This is a genomic window from Shewanella woodyi ATCC 51908 (assembly GCF_000019525.1).
Classification (GTDB): Bacteria; Pseudomonadota; Gammaproteobacteria; order Enterobacterales; family Shewanellaceae; genus Shewanella; species Shewanella woodyi.
Map to the genome: position 1 here is coordinate 3,556,137 of NC_010506.1, position 18,019 is coordinate 3,574,155.

Below are 18,019 nucleotides of genomic sequence, written 5' to 3' on the forward strand. Positions count from 1 at the left end.
TCCTTTAAGCTGTTCAATTAACGCTGACGGGTATTTTTAGCAGCATTCACTTTATGCTTATTAACCGCACGTTTAATTTTAGCGCTTTTAACTTTCGCACGGGCAACACTGTGTTTATCTGTACCTAACAGTGTACGATTCTCAATCGCTAAACCGGCGGTTTGACGCAAATAGTTCACCTGCTCAAGTTCAAGTTCAACCCAGCCACCACGTGGCAAAGATTTTGGTAATTCAATCATACCGTAACGAATACGGATAAGACGGCTCACCTGAACCTCTTGAGATTCCCACAAACGACGAACTTCACGATTACGTCCTTCAGCAAGTGACACATGCCACCACTTGTTCATCCCCTCACCACCGGCAGCTTTAACTTTATCAAAATGGGCTGGGCCATCTTCTAAAGTCACCCCAGTACGAAGGCGCTGAATACAAGCATCGGTCACTTCACCGAAAGTACGCACCGCATATTCACGTTCAACTTCATTTGAAGGGTGCATTAAGCGGTTAGCCAGCTCACCATCCGATGTAAACAGCAGTAAACCAGAGGTGTTGATATCCAGACGACCAACTGCAACCCAACGTGAATCACGGGTCTTAGGTAAACGGTCGAAAACCGTTGGACGACCTTCAGGATCTTTGCGACTACAGATCTCGCCCTCCGGTTTGTGATAAGCGATCACACGGCAAACTAAATCCTCTTCAGACTTAATTGACACCGCACGTCCGTCGATTCTGATCTTAACATCCGCTTCGACGCGATCACCTAGATTTGCGATCTCACCATCTATACTAATTCGACCTGCAGCAATCCATGCCTCCATCTCACGACGGGAGCCATGGCCTGCACGGGCCAAGACTTTCTGCAATTTTTCACTCATTAGTAGACTCTTCTCTATTTTGTGTTTCTGTAGGCTCAGTTTCATCTGCCAAGTGCTCAATATTCACCGTTTCATCTTCCGATACAGGAACATTTGAGGACTCTGCATTTGAAAACAGTGCCGCTAGTGACTCAGGATCTGACAACGGAGGGAGATCCGCTAACGTATCTAAGCCAAAGTAAGCTAAAAATTCTGCTGTAGTACCATAAAGCGCCGGTCTTCCCGGTACCTCTTTATGCCCTACCGCTCTGATCCAATGTCTATCGGACAGGGTTTTAATGGTATGGCTGCTCACTGCCACACCACGTACAAATTCAATATCACCTCGGGTAACAGGTTGACGATATGCAATAACCGCTAAGGTTTCTAACGTCGCTCTCGAATATTTTGGGGCTTTCTCTTGCCACATACACTGAAGATACGGACTTAAGGCTTCTACTGTTTGAAAGCGATAACCACCGGCAACAGCAACCAACTCAACCCCTCGCCCTTGGTAATCTTCCTGTAACTCTTCAATCGCTAATTTAACTTTAGCCCTTGATACATTGAAGTTTACCAGTACCGTCTCCCTTAAACCTTTTATTGTCACCGTTTTTCCCATCACAAACAGGGCGGCTTCAATAAGCTGTTTAAGCTGATCTGGATTAATCTGTAATAATTTACTCTTTGACAATCAATAAGCCTTAACATGTATGGTTGAAAATGGCTCAGCTTGTATCAACTCCACTAAAAGCTCTTTGACCAGCTCCATTAAGGCCAGAAAACTTACCACCACTCCGCTGCGCCCCTCTTTGACATCAAACAGTGCTTCAAACGGCAGATAATCTTCACCATCTAGCAGGGCAAGGATCTGAGTCATTCGCTCACGCGTCGACAACACCTCTCGCTTTACATGGTGATCTTCAGTTGCTTCGACTCGCTGAAGTACAGAAGCAAAGGCTCTCGCCATATCCGCTAATGAAACACTAGGTGGCAATAACACAGGTTTAATATCCGGTGCAGGTGCTGCTTTGGCCTGAAAAATATCCCGCTCTAGCCGAGGAAGCGAATCTAACTCCTGCTGCGCCAGCTTAATCACCTCATAGGCTTTCAGTTGACGAATTAATTGAGCACGAGGATCTTCTTCATCTTCAACTTCACTCTTAGGACGCGGCAGTAATAACCGAGACTTAATCTCAGCCAATGTCGCAGCCATCACTAAATAATCAGCAGCAAGCTCAACTCGCGCACCTTGTAACAACTCAATATACTCTAAATATTGCTCTGTCACAGGCCAGATAGGTAGCTCTACCACATCTAATTTCTGTTTACGGATCAAATATAAAAGAAGATCCAAAGGACCTTCAAAAGACTCGAGAAAAACTTCTAACGCTTCTGGCGGTATAAAAAGATCAGCCGGAAAATTCTTAACTGGCTCGCCTCTAACAATGGCAAGAGGTAAACTTTTTTGAGTCCCCTGCATCCACTGTCCTCAGCTTAAGTATCAAAGGTTTTAAAGCCAGAGCAGCTAGTTTAGCCACTCAAAGCCGTAAAGAAAGCGCGCGATTATACCCTGTTCATTTAACAATTCACAGAGTTTAAACAAAGGAACTAATATCTCCTGCACCCTCACGTATAATCTCAATATCTCCCTCAGAGAGATCAATCACAGTCGTTGGCTTTTCACCTAAATATCCGCCATGGATAATCACGTCCACCTGATGCTCTAAAATATCACGAATATGCTCGGGGTCTGACTCGGTAAACTCCTCTCCTGGCAGAATAAGACTGGTAGACATCAATGGCTCATCAAGCGCCTCTAACAGTGCTAAAGCGATCACATTATCTGGCACCCTAATTCCAATCGTCTTCTTCTTGGGGTTTTGCAGACGTTTTGGGACCTCTTTACTTGCCTTGAAAATAAAGGTGTAGGGACCTGGCGTGTTATGTTTAAGCACTCGGTACGCCTGATTATCCACTTTGGCGTAGGTAGACAACTCTGATTGATCACGGCACATCAAAGAGAAGTTATGATCATTATCTATCTGACGTATTCGGGCAATTCGGCTCATGGCATCTTTCTCACCCAATAAACAACCTAATGCGTAACCCGAATCGGTTGGGTAGACAATGACACCACCATTTTTAATTGCGTTCACCGCTTGGTTGATCAAACGGGCTTGTGGATTTTCTTCATGTACGTAAAAAAACTGACTCATCTCGATTCCATCCATCACCATCTGGCTTGCTCTGCCGATGGGAAATTATTAATAACTTACGTTGAAAACGCGCTTTAAGCACTCGCGGCCGGCCAACTGTCCATCTGCCACACCCAATTAACTCCCGGCGGTTGGTACATGCTTTTACCTAGCTCAGTCCAACTTCCTGGAAAATGAAAATCACTGCCCAAAGAAGCCGCTAACTCATTTTGTAAACTTAAGGCGATTAGCTGACTTCTCGTCTCCACGGTCTGCTGACTGACCACAACTTCCATTGCATCACCCGCGGACTCTTTAAACTCTCGTACCAATCGCTTAACCCATTTAGTCGATAATTTATAGCCATGTGGATGGGCTAAAACAGCAATTCCACCAGCTTTATGGATAACTTCAATGGCTGTTGCCATATCTGACCAGTTATTGGGTACATAGCCAGTCTTACCTCGTGCTAAGTATTTTTTAAATACATTAGCCATGCTGGTCGCATAGCCTTTATCAGCAAGCCAGCGAGCATAATGACCACGACTTAATGCAGCATCACCAGCCATCGATTTAGCACCTTCATAGGCGCCTTCAATCCCTGCTTTTGCTAGCCTCTCACCTATCTCTTTTGCTCTTAATTCACGTAGATTACGTTGATTGATTAAGAAGGCGTCGAACTCACCATCTTCGGGATCAATGTTCAAGGCCACAATATGAATATCATGGTTATGCCAACGGGTTGAGACCTCGACACCGTTAATTAATCTCAACGGCGTTGCATGACTATTATTATAGGCATGAGCCTCAGCTAAACCAGCTGTTGTATCATGATCGGTAATAGCAAACATCTCTACCCCATTACCAATCGCTCTCTCTACTAACTCTGAGGGGGTCAACATGCCATCTGAGGCAGTTGTGTGGCTATGTAGATCAGCCAATAAAGTTTCTTCTGTCATAGGCTTATTCTACTTGAGTTTATGAGCAAAAGGGGAATTAACATTGCTTTCATCAATCAAGTTACTCAAATTTCATTACAAATCTAAGATATAAACTTAAAATATTACCAATTTGGCAAATTATAAAAGATTCAATTGACATCCTTCACCCGCAAATGTTTTTATATAGCCACTGGATGCCAAAGGGGCTCCACTCTTTTTACATGACTGTTTTTTTCACCTGTTAACTTAAGGGTTCTAATGAACATTTTTTCTCAAGCACAAAACATCAATTGGTGGTGGCACTTCCCTAACTAGCGGGTGGTGTGAAACTCTGTGCTCATGTAAAAGAGACAAGATTCAACAATAAGCCCGCATAGATTGCGGGCTTTTTTGTACTTTAATTTTAGCTTGACCTCCATCACGCTCTGTAACCGATAAAAAGACGATAAGAAAGCGAGACATTAGATGAAACTAGCTCACGTGACGACAAGTAAGGAGAGGATCACCTATCATGCCGACCCTCTTGGCTTATATCAGCAACTTACCCAAGATGCGCCACATACCATGTTGCTCGAATCGGCGGAGATTGACAGCAAGGATCACCTCAAGAGTATTGTGATGACCCATGGCGCTATGATGATTCGTTGTGATGGCTACCAACTCACCTTTACCGCACTAACCGATAACGGCTACAGGTTACTAAAACCGATACAGGGCTTTTTTGCAGATGCTCATAGCGAGCTTAAAGAGGGTGTTCTTACTCTCATTTTAGTTAAAGAGAGTGAGATGTTAGATGAGGATGCCAGACTAAAATCAAGCTCCCCTCTCGACGGATTGCGGGCCTTAGTTAAAGAGATAGGTTTTGGCGAAACGCCAGTATTTGAAGATCTCTTTTTAGGCGGAGTGCTCGCCTATGACCTTATCGATACAGTCGAGCCGCTTCCCGAAGTACCTCAAGGTGAAAACACCTGCCCCGATTACCTGTTTTATCTTGCCGAAACCTTAATTCTTATCGATCATCAACAGCAACATGCTGACATCGTCTCCCATCTCTTTAGCACTGATGAAATAGCAGCATCACCTAAACAGAAAGAGCAGCTAGCCCAAAGAGTGCAAAATCTACAATCTATAGCAGAGCAAACAGCTCCAATTGCTCCTTTGGTTACCATCGATGCCGAGACTCAGGTCAACATCAGTGACGATACCTTTAAACAGACAGTCCAAGATCTAAAGTCTCATATTATTGCCGGTGATATTTTTCAAGTTGTCCCCTCTCGTAGCTTTAGCCTTCCCTGTCCAAACACCTTAGGGGCTTACCGAGCCTTAAGATTAACCAACCCCAGCCCCTACATGTTCTATTTCAGAGGTGAGGACTTCACCCTTTTTGGTGCCTCTCCTGAAAGCGCACTGAAATATGAAGCCCACACTAATCAAGTTGAGATATACCCCATTGCAGGTACACGCAAACGAGGCAAAACAGTCGATGGCAGCATTGATTTCGATCTTGACAGCCGCATTGAACTTGAGCTGAGGTTAGACAAAAAAGAGTTATCAGAGCACTTAATGCTGGTTGATCTAGCCCGTAATGATGTTGCCCGGATCAGCCAAAGTGGGACACGAAAAGTCGCAGAGCTATTAAAAGTGGACCGATACTCACATGTCATGCATCTGGTCAGTCGCGTAACAGGTCAGCTTCGTGATGATCTCGATGCCCTGCACGCTTATCAAGCTTGCATGAATATGGGTACATTAACAGGTGCTCCAAAAGTCAGTGCAGCCCAGCTCATTCGAGGTGCAGAACAGAGCCGCCGAGGCAGTTACGGTGGAGCTGTCGGCTACCTTAACGGTTTAGGTGATATGGATACCTGTATTGTCATTCGCTCCGCCTTTGTTAAGGACGGCACCGCGTACATTCAAGCTGGCGCGGGCGTTGTGTTTGACTCAGACCCGCAAGCAGAAGCCGATGAAACCAGACAAAAAGCACAAGCTGTAATATCAGCTATCAAGATGGGAGGTGGACTATGAAGCTCTATCTACTCGATAATTTCGACTCGTTTACCTATAACCTAGTCGATCAGTTCAGAAGCTTAGGCTATGAAGTTGTGATCTACCGTAATGATCTTGATGCCAAGTTTATTGCCGATAAGTTGCTTAATGAGCCAAGTAACGCTGCATTGGTTCTCTCACCAGGACCAGGTGCCCCCCATGAAGCGGGTTGTCTAATGGCGTTAATTGCTCTTCTTGCTGGCAAAGTACCTATGCTGGGGATATGTCTAGGGCATCAAGCTATGATTGAGCACTACGGCGGAAAAGTTGAGCGGGCAGCTCAAGTGGTTCACGGTAAAGCCAGCCCCACGTTTCATCAACAAAAAGGCATATTTAGCCATCTGCCCTCACCTCTTCCCGTTGCTCGTTATCACAGTCTCGTCGCCACACAGGTGCCTGACTGTTTAGATGTGATTGCAACCACAGAGGCGATGCCGATGGCCATCTCCCATAAAAGCCATAAAGCGATTGGATTTCAATTTCATCCTGAGTCCATTCTCACCACATTAGGTAGCCAACTGCTTACCCAAACTTTAAACGAATTAACCGGTATGAACAGCACTCAGGGAGCCAATACATGAGCCAAACCGAACAGCCTACTGAACTGCAACCAATATTAGACAAGCTCTACTCAGGTCAGTCAGCAACTCGATTGGAAGCCAAACAGCTGTTCAGCAGCATCATCGCAGGTGAGATGAGTGAGACCGCGATGGCGGGCATGTTGGTCGCCATGAAGATGCGCGGTGAGAGCATAGATGAAATATCTGGCGCCGCCGACGCCCTTCGCACCGCAGCGAAAGCCTTTCCTGCGCCTTGCGAAGCAACCCGAACAAAAGGCGTTGTTGATATCGTAGGCACAGGTGGTGATGGCCACAACACGATTAATATCTCTACCACGGCTGCTTTTGTCGCCGCGGCGTCCGGTGCTAATGTCGCAAAACATGGTAATCGCAGTGTCTCAAGCAAATCTGGCTCTTCGGATCTATTAGCACAGTTTGGTATCGATCTCACCATGGCACCAGAAACTGCGCGGGATTGCTTAGATGAACTCGGGCTCTGCTTTCTGTTTGCCCCTCACTATCATGGCGGCGTTCGCCATGCAGTGCCTGTTCGTCAAGCATTGAAAACCCGCACTCTGTTTAACGTACTCGGACCGCTGATTAACCCATCACACCCCGACTTTATCCTTCTTGGTGTCTATAGTCCTGAGCTCGTTAAACCTATTGCTGAAGTATTAAAAGCCTTGGGGATGAAACGTGCCATGGTAGTCCATGGAAGTGGGCTCGATGAGGTTGCTATACATGGCGACACCTTAGTCTGTGAGCTCAATAACGCAGAGATAACCCAATACACCTTAACACCTGAGCAGTTAGGACTCCCCCAAAGTAAACTCACAGATTTAGAGGGTGGAACACCTGAGGAGAATGCCCAGTACACCCGCGCAATCTTACAAGGAAAAGGCCAAGCAGCCCACCAGCACGCCGTTGCGGCGAATGCCGGTTGCGCCCTCTACATCTCAGGGGTTTCCGATAGCGTAGAATCGGGCACTCAACTGGCATTAGAAACTATCGCCAGCGGCAGAGCTTATCAACTACTTCAGCAGCTCGCCAGCGCAAGCAGTGCAACTAACTAATATGTCAGGAGTTACAGTGAATCAAGCAGCCACAAATAGTGCCAGTAATGTACTGACTAAGATAGTCGACACGAAAGCCGCCCATATCGCGGCCCTTAAAATTCGTTTTCCAGAAGCTAAACTAACGCCTAAAGTCTCAGACCGAAGCTTATTTGACGCCTTAAAAGCCCCTAATGCTGGTTTTATCTTCGAATGTAAGAAAGCCAGCCCTTCCAAGGGATTAATTCGCGAACATTTTGATGTTGAAGCAATAGCCGATATCTATCATCACTATGCGGCTGGCATTTCGGTATTGACTGATGAGCAGTTTTTTCAAGGGGACATGGATTACATTCCCAAAGTGCGCGCTCGCGTTAAGCAGCCGATACTCTGCAAAGACTTTTTCGTCGACAGCTATCAGGTAAAATTGGCCGCTCATCAAGGCGCCGATGCTATCTTGTTGATGCTGTCAGTACTCAATGATGAGCAATACCGCACGCTGGCGACTGAAGCTGAAAAGTACAACTTAGATATGCTAACTGAGGTCAGTAATGAAGCCGAACTCAAGCGCGCCATAGATCTCAATGCTGCGATTATAGGTATCAACAACCGAAACCTGCGTGATCTATCCACTGATCTGGGCACCACGCAGGAGCTCGCTCCCCACATCCCAGCCGATCGCGTGGTGATCAGCGAGTCCGGTATCTACAATCAAGCTCAAGTACGTCGATTAAGCCCTCTTGTCGATGGCTTTCTTGTTGGCAGCTCACTAATGGCAGAAGCCGATCTGGATCTGGCTTGTCGCACCCTTACTTTAGGCCATAACAAGGTATGCGGCCTAACTTGTAGTGACGATATTCTTGCTGTAGCGAAGGCGGGTGCCGTTTATGCGGGCCTTATCTTCTACCCTAAATCGCCACGTTCAGTGAGCCGAGAACAAGCCCAAACCTTAGTCAAGCAGCACAGAGAAACTGGGCCTAACATCAAGTTCGTTGGCGTCTTTGTCAACGAAGAGCCCAAGGCGATAGCCGAAACAGCCAAAGACCTTGATCTCTTTGCCGTTCAACTTCATGGCAGCGAGTCTGAATATGAGATAGAGCAAGTACGTCAGGCTTTAAAAGAACTCGCTTGCCCTGCGGTGATCTGGAAAGCCGTTGCAGTGGATGCCGATAAGGCGCAGCAGACAATTCAAGTCCCCGCCAATGTTGATCGCGTGCTATTTGACAGCAAAAGTAAGCAAACTGGTGAAATACAATTTGGTGGCACTGGCATCGCCTTTAATTGGCAACAGTCATTACCGAATAAACCAGCTTCGATGCTGGCGGGTGGGTTAAGCCCTGAACTTGCCTCAAGTGCAAGCAAGCAGGGATTTTATGGCTTAGATTTTAACTCAGGTTTAGAAAGCGCACCTGGCGTAAAAGATCATACAAAGATAAACGCTGCATTTAGCGCACTAAGAGAATATTAACGAGTACTAACGACTCATACACTTTTTTGACTTATGCCCGCCACTATCTCGTTCACGTGAGTGGCACCTAAAAAGGCAGCTCTATTTAAGGATATAAAATGACTAAGCTCGACCCCTATTTCGGCGAATATGGCGGCATGTATGTGCCTCAAATTTTAATGCCAGCACTCAAGCAACTTGAAACAGCATTTGTTGAAGCTCAGGAAGATGAAGCATTTAAAACTGAATTTAACGATCTGCTAAAAAATTACGCTGGCCGTCCTACAGCGCTCACCTTAACTCGTAATTTAAGTCCTAACCCTTTAGTGAAAATTTACCTAAAGCGTGAAGATCTCCTTCATGGTGGCGCTCACAAAACAAACCAAGTATTAGGTCAAGCTCTGCTTGCAAAGCGTATGGGTAAGAAAGAGATCATCGCCGAAACTGGTGCTGGTCAACATGGAGTTGCAACCGCTCTTGCTTGTGCGCTTCTTGACTTAAAATGTAAGGTTTACATGGGCGCAAAAGATGTTGAGCGCCAATCGCCTAATGTGTTCAGAATGAAGCTGATGGGTGCTGAAGTGATCCCAGTAACATCAGGCTCCTCCACCCTAAAAGATGCCTGTAATGAGGCGATGCGCGACTGGTCAGGTAGCTATGATAAGGCCCATTATCTACTGGGAACCGCAGCAGGACCACACCCTTTCCCGACGATTGTTCGCGAATTTCAGAGAATGATTGGTGCTGAAACGAAGAAGCAGATTCTAGAGCGCGAGGGTCGTCTACCTGATGCGGTTATCGCCTGCGTCGGCGGTGGTTCTAATGCCATCGGCATGTTTGCCGACTTTATTGATGAAGAGTCTGTCAAATTAATTGGTGTTGAACCTGCAGGTTTAGGTATTGATACCCCAATGCACGGCGCGCCACTTAAGCATGGTAAAACCGGAATATTCTTCGGTATGAAAGCCCCATTGATGCAAGATAGGGAGGGACAAATTGAGGAGTCCTACTCAATCTCAGCAGGCCTCGACTTCCCATCAGTGGGTCCACAACATGCCCATTTGGCTGCCACAGGCCGTGCAACCTATGAGTCGGCCACCGATGATGAAGCATTAGAAGCGTTCCAGCTACTAGCACGAAGTGAGGGGATCATCCCTGCATTAGAGTCTGCCCATGCACTCGCTTACGCCGTCAAAATGGCAAAAGCCGCAACACAGGAGACCATATTGGTGGTGAACTTATCGGGTCGAGGCGATAAAGATATCTTTACCGTTGCTGATATTTTAGAGGAGCGCGAGAGGTCACAAACGGGCCAGCAAAAAGAGGAGAGTGGCAATGACTGAATCTAAACAAGCAGGCCGTTATCAGGCAGCCTTTGCCAAACTTGAGGCAAAAAACCAGGGGGCATTTGTTCCTTTTGTCACCTTAGGCGACCCTAGCCCCGAAATATCTTTAAAAATTATCGACTGTTTAGTTGAAAATGGCGCCGATGCGTTAGAGTTAGGCTTTCCTTTCTCAGACCCATTAGCCGATGGCCCGGTTATTCAAGGAGCCAACCTACGCTCTCTTGCTGCTGGCACCACACCAAGTCAATGCTTTGAGATGCTCAGTACAATTCGCGCTAAGTACCCAGAGTTACCCATAGGGTTGCTTCTGTACGCAAACTTGGTCTATGCCAATGGTATCGAAAATTTTTATGCGAAAGCTCAAGCGGCAGGTGTTGATTCAGTGTTGATTGCCGATGTACCTGTTGAAGAGGCTGAACCTTTCATCACGTCAGCTAAAGCCCATGGAGTGGCACCAATCTTTATCGCTCCGCCCAACGCAGACAGTGACACATTAAAGCTGGTCAGTGAAAAAGGTGAAGGATATACCTACCTTCTCTCCCGTGCAGGAGTGACGGGCACAGAGTCTAAAGCTGGTATGCCGATTGACGATATTCTCGCTAGGCTAAAGGAGTTTAACGCAGCCCCGCCCTTGCTTGGGTTCGGTATTGCCGAGCCCGCTCAAGTGAGAGAAGCGATTCAAGCTGGCGCAGCTGGCGCCATATCAGGCTCTGCGGTGGTAAAAATCATCGAAGCAAACAAAGATAATGAAACAGAGCTTCTCACTAAGTTAGGTGAATTTACCCGTAATATGAAGGCTGCTACTTAGCTTAATAGATACAAAAATAGCGCCCTTTGGCGCTATTTTTGTTTAAGAAGCATGAACAATTAATGTTTCATCACCCTTCGCGAGCTAAGTACTCGATGATCTGCTCCATATTAAGATCGAACTCATCGGCTCTTACGCACTTAACAATATGCTCAGTCTCCATCGAGGCCAAATCAATATTTTGTGCCATCTCAAACTGTTTTGGATCTAGCCGGTAGAAGGCTTTAACTTTTGGGCGAACTGGGTTTTTTTTATTGTGACTCTCAACGATAGCTAAGCGGTTTGAATCAAGCTGAACAATAGCCCCAACAGGGTAAACCCCTAGGCACTGAATGAAATTATCAACTAAATCAGCATCGAGTTGATTCTCTTTGGCTAGCGCCCTTAAGATACTGAAAGCCTTAACTTGTGAGTAGCCTTTTTTATAACAACGGCTAGATGTCAATGCATCAAAGATGTCGCAGATAGAGATCATACGTCCATAGATAGAGATCTCATTACTCTTCAGTCCGTTAGGATAGCCCTCACCATTAAGCTTTTCATGATGCTGAGCTGCAACTTCCAAACTTAATGCACTGACGCCCGGCGTTTTTTTGATCGTATTAATAGAGTGAGTGGCATGACTTTTCATGATGTTGAACTCATTATCAGTCAACTTTCCAGGCTTATTAAGAATAGCATCAGGTACCATGATCTTACCCACATCGTGCAGAAAAGCCCCAATGGCTAACTGACTGACAATCTCTCTCTCCAACTTCATATGAAAAGCAAACATGGTGATCAACACAGATACTGCAACGGAGTGTTCTAGAAGATATTCATCTTTATGTCGTATATTAAGCACGCAAGAGAGCGCGTCTGGATTGTTAAAAATGATCTCTATAGATTCATCGGTCACCTTACTAACCGAGTTTAGATCCAATGAAAATCCATTTTTTGCCGCATGAAATAACTTTTTCTGAATATTTTTCGACTCATCAAAAATTTGCCTGGCTTTCTCAACCTGCTGAGTAAAAGAGGGAGCAGTGCTTTCAATCACCAGCGATAGAGCAGACAAAGGCTCATCTCTTGTCTTACTGGTATCAATAAGGACGCGCAAAACCCCTTTACTTCTTAAATTCTCAATAACGCCTTCACTCTCTAACCAACTGGCCTTGGTTAAGTGAAATTTTCCTTTCGGATAGGTAATGTCCAGAACATACATGCCAACACGAACATTTGAAATATCTTGTTCGACGATCATAAATTGAAACCCTATTTCCTAAAGCAGAACCTCCGACTCTCGATACGAAAAATGATTCGAGGCGTTAAGTTCAAAGTATGGTTCACAAAGCAATCAAAGACCAGCACCCTCCCTAGTAAAGCTCCTGAAGCTAATATACCGACACAAAACAGCAGCATATTAACACAAGAATAAAATGCCGATACTAATATTGATCAAAGTTAGGTGCTATACACACTTCATTGAACAATAAACTGTCATGGTTTTTAATCTCTATTTAAACGGCAAGATCACCTTTGTTCTATATCACAGCAGAAAATAATGAAAAATATCAGCTGCAATAAAATAAAGTTCAACTTGATAGCTGTAGATATTAAGTCACCAACAAACACTAAGGTCAAAAAACAACCAAAAAATTACTTTTTCTTACATTTAGAATAACTCTCTTTTCATTGGCGAATAAACAGACACAAACCCCAATCTGCAGAGCCAGTTAATATAAAGAGCTGACACATACCTTTATATAAAACTCATCGACTTAACAAAAAACAGAGAAAGTAAGAGCATTTATTATGTACATAGAAAATGACTAGCCGAGTCAATTATTACTATGCATTATGAATAAAACAAAAACACAAGCATCTGTTTATCTAAGAATTTTATCCAGTAACAACTCAACAAAGGGACGCGCATGAGAGATAACTCATTACAACCATCATTACCGCAATTCAACTCTGAACAAGATAAAATAAAAAGAAAATTTGATATTTCAATTTCAAAAACAGATTACAACTACATGTTCAGCTATTTAGAACCTATTCCTATTGCAGCAAGCGTACCTAAAAGCGAAGAGTTTAATCCAAACTACGAGTATAAGGTTTTACAAGTTTTTCTTCCCTTAGCTGAGAACTTTAAATCTGTCATCATCAGCCTAGTAGAAAAAGAACTTTTTGATGATCTGCCTAATAACATGCGCGCTTCAATCGAAGCAGTTGAGGTTGCACATCACAAGTTAAAAGCAGCAATGAGCGAAGGCTCAATAAAAAAGTACATTCATGAAGTAGAATATTTAAACGAATTAATTCATGCCTTGGCCGAAGTACCTAAAGAACTAGAGTCAGCTATTCAAGGAGTGGCCAGATTACCAAAAGATCTCATTAAAATGGTCAAAGGTCTGGATGAGGTTTTTAAGGAATTTCTAAAGGAGGGTTTCACTGCATTTCTAAAAAACAGCATGTACGACATGCTTGCTACCGATGATGATCGAGACTACCTAGCGGCAACAAGCACACAGGACTACCTCGATCTATTTAAAACACTTCCTTCTCCTGAATTACTCAGCATAAAAAGACAGAGCTGGATGCCCCGAGATGATGAGCAGGAGATCTGGCAGCAAGATTGGTATTTCGGTTATATGCAGATAGCGGGATTTAACACCACCAACCTCAAAGGGGTTCAACTTAGCAATAGCCACTCCCCTGAGATCATCGTATTGGCAGATCTGTTGAAAAAGATGCCGATAACCGACACAGTGTTTCAACAAGTCATAGGTAACAATGAGCTCACCCTCTCTCAAGCCGCCGATCAGGGGTTATTGTACGTCTGTGACTACGCTATGATGGAAGGCCTAAAAGGCAGTGAACTTCACGAGAAGCAACGTTACCCCCATGCACCTATTGCCCTGTTTTTCTGGAACAAGATCCCACCTGCCGGTTACCCATCTACTGGAGCAATGCAACCGGTTTGTGTCCAACTAGCTCAAAAGTTTGACGAAGAGTTAGCGCCCATCTACACCCCAAATGATTGCATGAATAATCAAGATCCACTCGGAGTGAAGTGGCAAATAGCCAAAGCCTTTGTGCAAAATGCCAGTGCTATCCAACATGAAACCGTTGCTCATTTAGGAGCTTGCCATTTAACAATTGAACCTATGATAGTGGCAGCGAACCGTCAACTAGCACAGTCGCATCCCTTGATGATACTGCTTAAACCTCACTTCAGATTCACACTCCCAATAAATGATGGAGCAATTCATAGCTTAATTGTACCAGGCGGAGTTGTGGCTTCGGTGCTATCCACCAGCCATGAGAGCAGTGCAAAACTGATTGTAGATGCCCATGAAAAGTGGCGCTTTGATCAGCAGTTTCCTGACACTCTTTTTAAACATAGAGGCGTATGTGAGCAATCACTGCCTAGCTTCCCCTTTAGGGAAGATACTTTAGACCTGTGGGAGTCTATTCAGGATTTTGTAGAGCAATATCTTGCTCTGTATTACACAGGAGACTCACTGCTGGAAAGAGATAGGAAGGTTACTGAAGATTACGAGCTGCAAAACTGGATCAATGAGATGGTTAATAGCCGATGTGCCTCAATTAAAGGGATGCAAGGGCTGGTGAAAACAGATAACAGTGAGCAGGCCTATCAAATTCAAGATTTTAACTATCTGGTCAAGGCTGTCTCTTTAATTATCTACACAGCTAGCGCTCAACATGCATCGGTTAATTATGCACAGTGGCCATTGATGAGTTATCTTCCAAGCGTATCAGGTACCCTCTATGCCAAAGCACCAACTCGCTCAGAGGAGTTAACAATGGAGAGTTATCTCAAATATCTGCCTCCTTTAGATGTCGCTCTTTATCAAGCCACATTTGGCTACCTGTTGAGTAATGTTCAGTACGATAAATTAGGCCATTATAGTGACGATCCGAGAAAGTCCTATTTTGAAGACCCTCAAGTCTCCCCACTCGTTACAGAGTTTCAGATGAAGCTAAATCAGATTGAGCTCACTATTCATCAACGTAATAAAAGCAGACCATTTCCCTACCCTTTCCAATTACCTTCTATGGTGCCCAATAGCATAAGCATCTAACTCAAAGAGTTCATGCGAAAGGTTAATCTCAAATCGGTGCCAGTAAAAATATTTACTATCACCGATTTTTAAAATAACAACAGATAACATCAAAGTTAATGATTTGTAAGATATTTGTACTTACTAATGGAGGTAAATCCTTTAAACTAGCTCGATACGATTAAAATAGATCCGAAACTTTAAAGCTCAATAGAATATTAGCCAATTCTCTTTTTGGCGATGTCGTTGAACTGGGTTTCAAGGAGAGAAACTTGCGTCTAATTTCCATTAATTCACGGCAGATATCAAAGCGTGTATTATTGACAGGCATCATGTTTTTTCTCTATGGCCTTCTATATACATCAACTCTTCATGCCGCCTCACCGGACGCAATAGACATATCGACACATCATCAGGGGCAAACAACTGGGGACAATTACTACTACCTCGTTGATAAAAGTAATGCTCTGTCACTGAGTGATGTTATCGCAAATTCAAGCTGGACAAAATCTGAGCCTAATATCACCAACCGGGGCTTTACCTCCGCCAGCTCTTGGATGAAGTTCACCCTAAAAAACAGTAGCCAAACTAACTTCAATATTATCTTAGAGTATGTTGAAGCTTCTGTAGGCAGCATAGATGTCTACCATAGAAGACTAGGTTCTGATGAGGAGTTCACCCACGCTAACTTTACTTTTTCAGCACCTGTCGAAGCACGAGAAGTCAGTTTTTATCGTCCAGCTTTTGAACTTAGCCTGCCCTATCTCGAATCCCATGAGGTCTATGTCAGAATTTTCCCTGGTGATGAGTTCCCTATGCATAGCTTTACTGCCATGAGGATATGGGATCAAGCCAGCTTCTATCTTGCAACGCATATCGAGCTGACCTTCCTCGTTATTTTATTATGCACTGAACTCTTTATGGGCTTTGCCACCCTACTAGTCTTCTTTATCTCACGGGATAAGATGTTCCTCTACTACTCAATTTTTGCTTTCTCAATCGCCTCTCTTTTTGCTTCTCTAAGTGGTGTTTGGGGCTACTTTTTCGCCCGAGAAAGCTACCAACTCTGGATGGTTGTACTTCAGATAAGCTTAAGTCAGATAGCGGCAATCTGGTTTGTCAGATGTTTTCTGAATATTCGCCAGATCTCAAAAATGATAGACAACGCCCTGTTAGTGGCAATTGCGGTCTCAATAGCTGGCGTCATAATTAACCTATCAGGCTACCCTTATTACCCAAGATTGATCATCGATAACATTGCATTTCTCTATATTTTATTGGTGCCAATCGGCCTATTTGCATGGAAAAAGGATGTTCCCCACGCAGGTCTTTTCACCTTTAGTTGGGCTGTATTCATCTTAGGCATGCTCACCGCCTCTTTGCGATTAAGAGGCTACTTAATCGACTCCTTCTGGTTGCAGTGGCTCATCTATCTAGGTGGCTTTATTGAAGCATTTCTGTTGACGACCATCATGGTACTCAGATTAAGGGATATGCAGCACGCAAAATTAAAGATAGAGCTAACACACAGACAACACTTAGAAAACTACGCTAACGAACTCTCTCAGCAGGTTAAGCTGCAAACAAAGCAGCTACTCGAAGCAAAAGAGAAAGCGGAAACCGAGGCTAGAGTTGATATCTTAACCGGGCTAACTAACCGCCGAGCTTTTATCGAATCAGCCCATGGCTTTTTAGCAAGGGCCAACCGCCAGCCAGAAACTCACCTTTACCTGTTGATGATAGATATTGACCATTTCAAGAAGATAAACGACACCTACGGCCACTCGGCAGGTGATGCGGCGCTTGTTGCGGTCGCCAACTCCCTATCAGAAACCATACGCACGATCGATGTTGTCTCTAGATTAGGGGGAGAGGAGTTTGCAGCCTTAATGGAAAATAAAGATCCTCAAGGTGCAATCAACCTCTCTGAAAGGTTACGTAAAGCGATCGAGGAGCTTGTGATTGAGCATGAGGGACAACAGATAAAGCTAACCACCTCTATTGGAATCGCAAAATGGGGGCCCATGGACAACTTAGATACCTTAATGAATCAGGCTGATCGTGCTCTGTATCAAGCAAAAGAGTCTGGCCGAAATTGTGTCAACTCTAGCTGTTTTGAGCATCATCAGCTTAGACTTGTCTAAAGCAGGCAAATTTAGCTTTAGCTAAGCGGTCTAAATGTTAATAAGCTTGATGCTCTACAGCTAAAGCAAAGTCCCACCACACTACTTTCAATCCCTAGTTGCTGATAAAACATCAAACGAGTGTTAGTTGTACAAGCACTCAATCAACCAAACTTCCCTAAAAACCAAACCCACAAGAATTAATACCAATCAATAACCGTGAAAATGGGGAGTTCGTTTTAACTCAACGTTTAAACAACAAAATATTTTTATCATTAAATATCAATAAATTGATTAAGTATAAACTCGATTTCACAACTTTTCACTTCGATTCAAGACTCTTCAATCCAAGTTTACTTATATGAAGTTGAAACATTAAATACACGTTTCAAACATAACAATAACAAAGATAAAAACAGTGATTGATTGTGTGAAATCAAAGTGGTTTTTAGTCCTAACAACCTTACTAGGACAAAATAATTTCAGACATAAAATCCAGTTCAATATGACCTCTCACAAGTATGAATTCGGTGATTCATTCAAAGTGATGAACCGATAAATCAGATGT

The 18,019-nt window shown here is 44.1% G+C and carries 14 protein-coding genes and 1 other annotated feature; of the genes, 8 read left to right on the forward strand and 6 right to left on the reverse strand.

The window, feature by feature from the left end; genetic code table 11:
- Positions 1-17: 17 nt before the first annotated feature.
- The 5 genes from rluB to rnm form a co-directional block, all read right to left on the reverse strand.
- Positions 18-881 carry a 23S rRNA pseudouridine(2605) synthase RluB gene (gene rluB / locus SWOO_RS15020; protein WP_012325516.1) on the reverse strand — a complete coding sequence of 288 codons (864 nt, stop codon included), beginning with the start codon at positions 879-881 and terminating at the stop codon, positions 18-20.
- Entirely contained in the window at positions 874-1,482 is a 609-nt protein-coding gene (scpB, locus tag SWOO_RS15025; RefSeq protein ID WP_229377409.1) for an SMC-Scp complex subunit ScpB, read from the reverse strand. The genes rluB and scpB overlap by 8 nt, the downstream gene beginning before the upstream one ends.
- A 72-nt stretch (positions 1,483-1,554) precedes the next feature.
- Complete coding sequence (locus SWOO_RS15030) at positions 1,555-2,343, reverse strand: segregation and condensation protein A (protein ID WP_012325518.1); 789 nt, start codon at positions 2,341-2,343, stop codon at positions 1,555-1,557.
- Between the two features lie 115 nt (positions 2,344-2,458).
- Positions 2,459-3,079 (reverse strand): L-threonylcarbamoyladenylate synthase, encoded by a 621-nt coding sequence (locus SWOO_RS15035; protein WP_041418191.1) that lies wholly within the window; start codon positions 3,077-3,079, stop codon positions 2,459-2,461.
- Positions 3,080-3,153: 74 nt separating this feature from the next.
- Positions 3,154-4,017 carry an RNase RNM gene (gene rnm / locus SWOO_RS15040; RefSeq protein ID WP_012325520.1) on the reverse strand — a complete coding sequence of 288 codons (864 nt, stop codon included), beginning with the start codon at positions 4,015-4,017 and terminating at the stop codon, positions 3,154-3,156.
- A gap of 267 nt (positions 4,018-4,284) precedes the next feature.
- Positions 4,285-4,393: a sequence feature (Trp leader region), on the forward strand.
- Between the two features lie 71 nt (positions 4,394-4,464).
- Here rnm and SWOO_RS15045 point away from each other — a divergent pair.
- From SWOO_RS15045 to trpA, 6 genes are all read left to right on the forward strand, one after another.
- Complete coding sequence (locus tag SWOO_RS15045) at positions 4,465-6,024, forward strand: anthranilate synthase component 1 (RefSeq protein WP_012325521.1); 1,560 nt, start codon at positions 4,465-4,467, stop codon at positions 6,022-6,024.
- A complete protein-coding gene (locus tag SWOO_RS15050; protein ID WP_012325522.1) occupies positions 6,021-6,626 on the forward strand; it encodes an aminodeoxychorismate/anthranilate synthase component II in 606 nt (201 codons plus the stop codon). Before SWOO_RS15045 ends, SWOO_RS15050 begins: the two co-directional genes overlap by 4 nt.
- A complete protein-coding gene (gene trpD / locus SWOO_RS15055) occupies positions 6,623-7,678 on the forward strand; it encodes an anthranilate phosphoribosyltransferase (protein ID WP_012325523.1) in 1,056 nt (351 codons plus the stop codon). The genes SWOO_RS15050 and trpD overlap by 4 nt, the downstream gene beginning before the upstream one ends.
- A 1-nt stretch (position 7,679) precedes the next feature.
- Complete coding sequence (gene trpCF / locus SWOO_RS15060) at positions 7,680-9,125, forward strand: bifunctional indole-3-glycerol-phosphate synthase TrpC/phosphoribosylanthranilate isomerase TrpF (RefSeq protein WP_049774350.1); 1,446 nt, start codon at positions 7,680-7,682, stop codon at positions 9,123-9,125.
- 98 nt (positions 9,126-9,223) lie between these two features.
- A complete protein-coding gene (gene trpB / locus SWOO_RS15065) occupies positions 9,224-10,447 on the forward strand; it encodes a tryptophan synthase subunit beta (protein WP_012325525.1) in 1,224 nt (407 codons plus the stop codon).
- Positions 10,440-11,258 (forward strand): tryptophan synthase subunit alpha, encoded by an 819-nt coding sequence (gene trpA, locus SWOO_RS15070; RefSeq protein ID WP_012325526.1) that lies wholly within the window; start codon positions 10,440-10,442, stop codon positions 11,256-11,258. The genes trpB and trpA overlap by 8 nt, the downstream gene beginning before the upstream one ends.
- A gap of 70 nt (positions 11,259-11,328) precedes the next feature.
- On the opposite strand, the gene SWOO_RS15075 is transcribed toward trpA, so the two are convergent.
- Positions 11,329-12,501 carry an HD-GYP domain-containing protein gene (locus SWOO_RS15075; RefSeq protein ID WP_012325527.1) on the reverse strand — a complete coding sequence of 391 codons (1,173 nt, stop codon included), beginning with the start codon at positions 12,499-12,501 and terminating at the stop codon, positions 11,329-11,331.
- Between the two features lie 670 nt (positions 12,502-13,171).
- Between SWOO_RS15075 and SWOO_RS15080 the strand changes: the two genes are divergently transcribed.
- Together SWOO_RS15080 and SWOO_RS15085 are read left to right on the forward strand one after the other, a co-directional pair.
- Positions 13,172-15,349, forward strand: a complete 2,178-nt coding sequence (locus tag SWOO_RS15080) for a lipoxygenase family protein (protein WP_012325528.1) — start codon at positions 13,172-13,174, stop codon at positions 15,347-15,349.
- A 251-nt stretch (positions 15,350-15,600) separates the two neighbouring features.
- Positions 15,601-17,472, forward strand: a complete 1,872-nt coding sequence (locus SWOO_RS15085; protein WP_012325529.1) for a sensor domain-containing diguanylate cyclase — start codon at positions 15,601-15,603, stop codon at positions 17,470-17,472.
- Positions 17,473-18,019: the final 547 nt, after the last annotated feature.

What these genes read in the sequence shown, in the direction of transcription:
- SWOO_RS15075 (WP_012325527.1), bottom strand. Translation starts at nt 12,501, where the DNA reads ATGATCGTCGAACAAGATATTTCAAATGTTCGTGTTGGCATGTATGTT.
- SWOO_RS15035 (WP_041418191.1), bottom strand. Translation starts at nt 3,079, where the DNA reads ATGAGTCAGTTTTTTTACGTACATGAAGAAAATCCACAAGCCCGTTTG.
- trpA (WP_012325526.1), top strand. Translation starts at nt 10,440, where the DNA reads ATGACTGAATCTAAACAAGCAGGCCGTTATCAGGCAGCCTTTGCCAAA.
- trpB (WP_012325525.1), top strand. Translation starts at nt 9,224, where the DNA reads ATGACTAAGCTCGACCCCTATTTCGGCGAATATGGCGGCATGTATGTG.
- rluB (WP_012325516.1), bottom strand. Translation starts at nt 881, where the DNA reads ATGAGTGAAAAATTGCAGAAAGTCTTGGCCCGTGCAGGCCATGGCTCC.
- trpD (WP_012325523.1), top strand. Translation starts at nt 6,623, where the DNA reads ATGAGCCAAACCGAACAGCCTACTGAACTGCAACCAATATTAGACAAG.
- trpCF (WP_049774350.1), top strand. Translation starts at nt 7,680, where the DNA reads ATGTCAGGAGTTACAGTGAATCAAGCAGCCACAAATAGTGCCAGTAAT.
- rnm (WP_012325520.1), bottom strand. Translation starts at nt 4,017, where the DNA reads ATGACAGAAGAAACTTTATTGGCTGATCTACATAGCCACACAACTGCC.
- scpB (WP_229377409.1), bottom strand. Translation starts at nt 1,482, where the DNA reads ATGGGAAAAACGGTGACAATAAAAGGTTTAAGGGAGACGGTACTGGTA.
- SWOO_RS15030 (WP_012325518.1), bottom strand. Translation starts at nt 2,343, where the DNA reads ATGCAGGGGACTCAAAAAAGTTTACCTCTTGCCATTGTTAGAGGCGAG.
- SWOO_RS15045 (WP_012325521.1), top strand. Translation starts at nt 4,465, where the DNA reads ATGAAACTAGCTCACGTGACGACAAGTAAGGAGAGGATCACCTATCAT.
- SWOO_RS15080 (WP_012325528.1), top strand. Translation starts at nt 13,172, where the DNA reads ATGAGAGATAACTCATTACAACCATCATTACCGCAATTCAACTCTGAA.
- SWOO_RS15050 (WP_012325522.1), top strand. Translation starts at nt 6,021, where the DNA reads ATGAAGCTCTATCTACTCGATAATTTCGACTCGTTTACCTATAACCTA.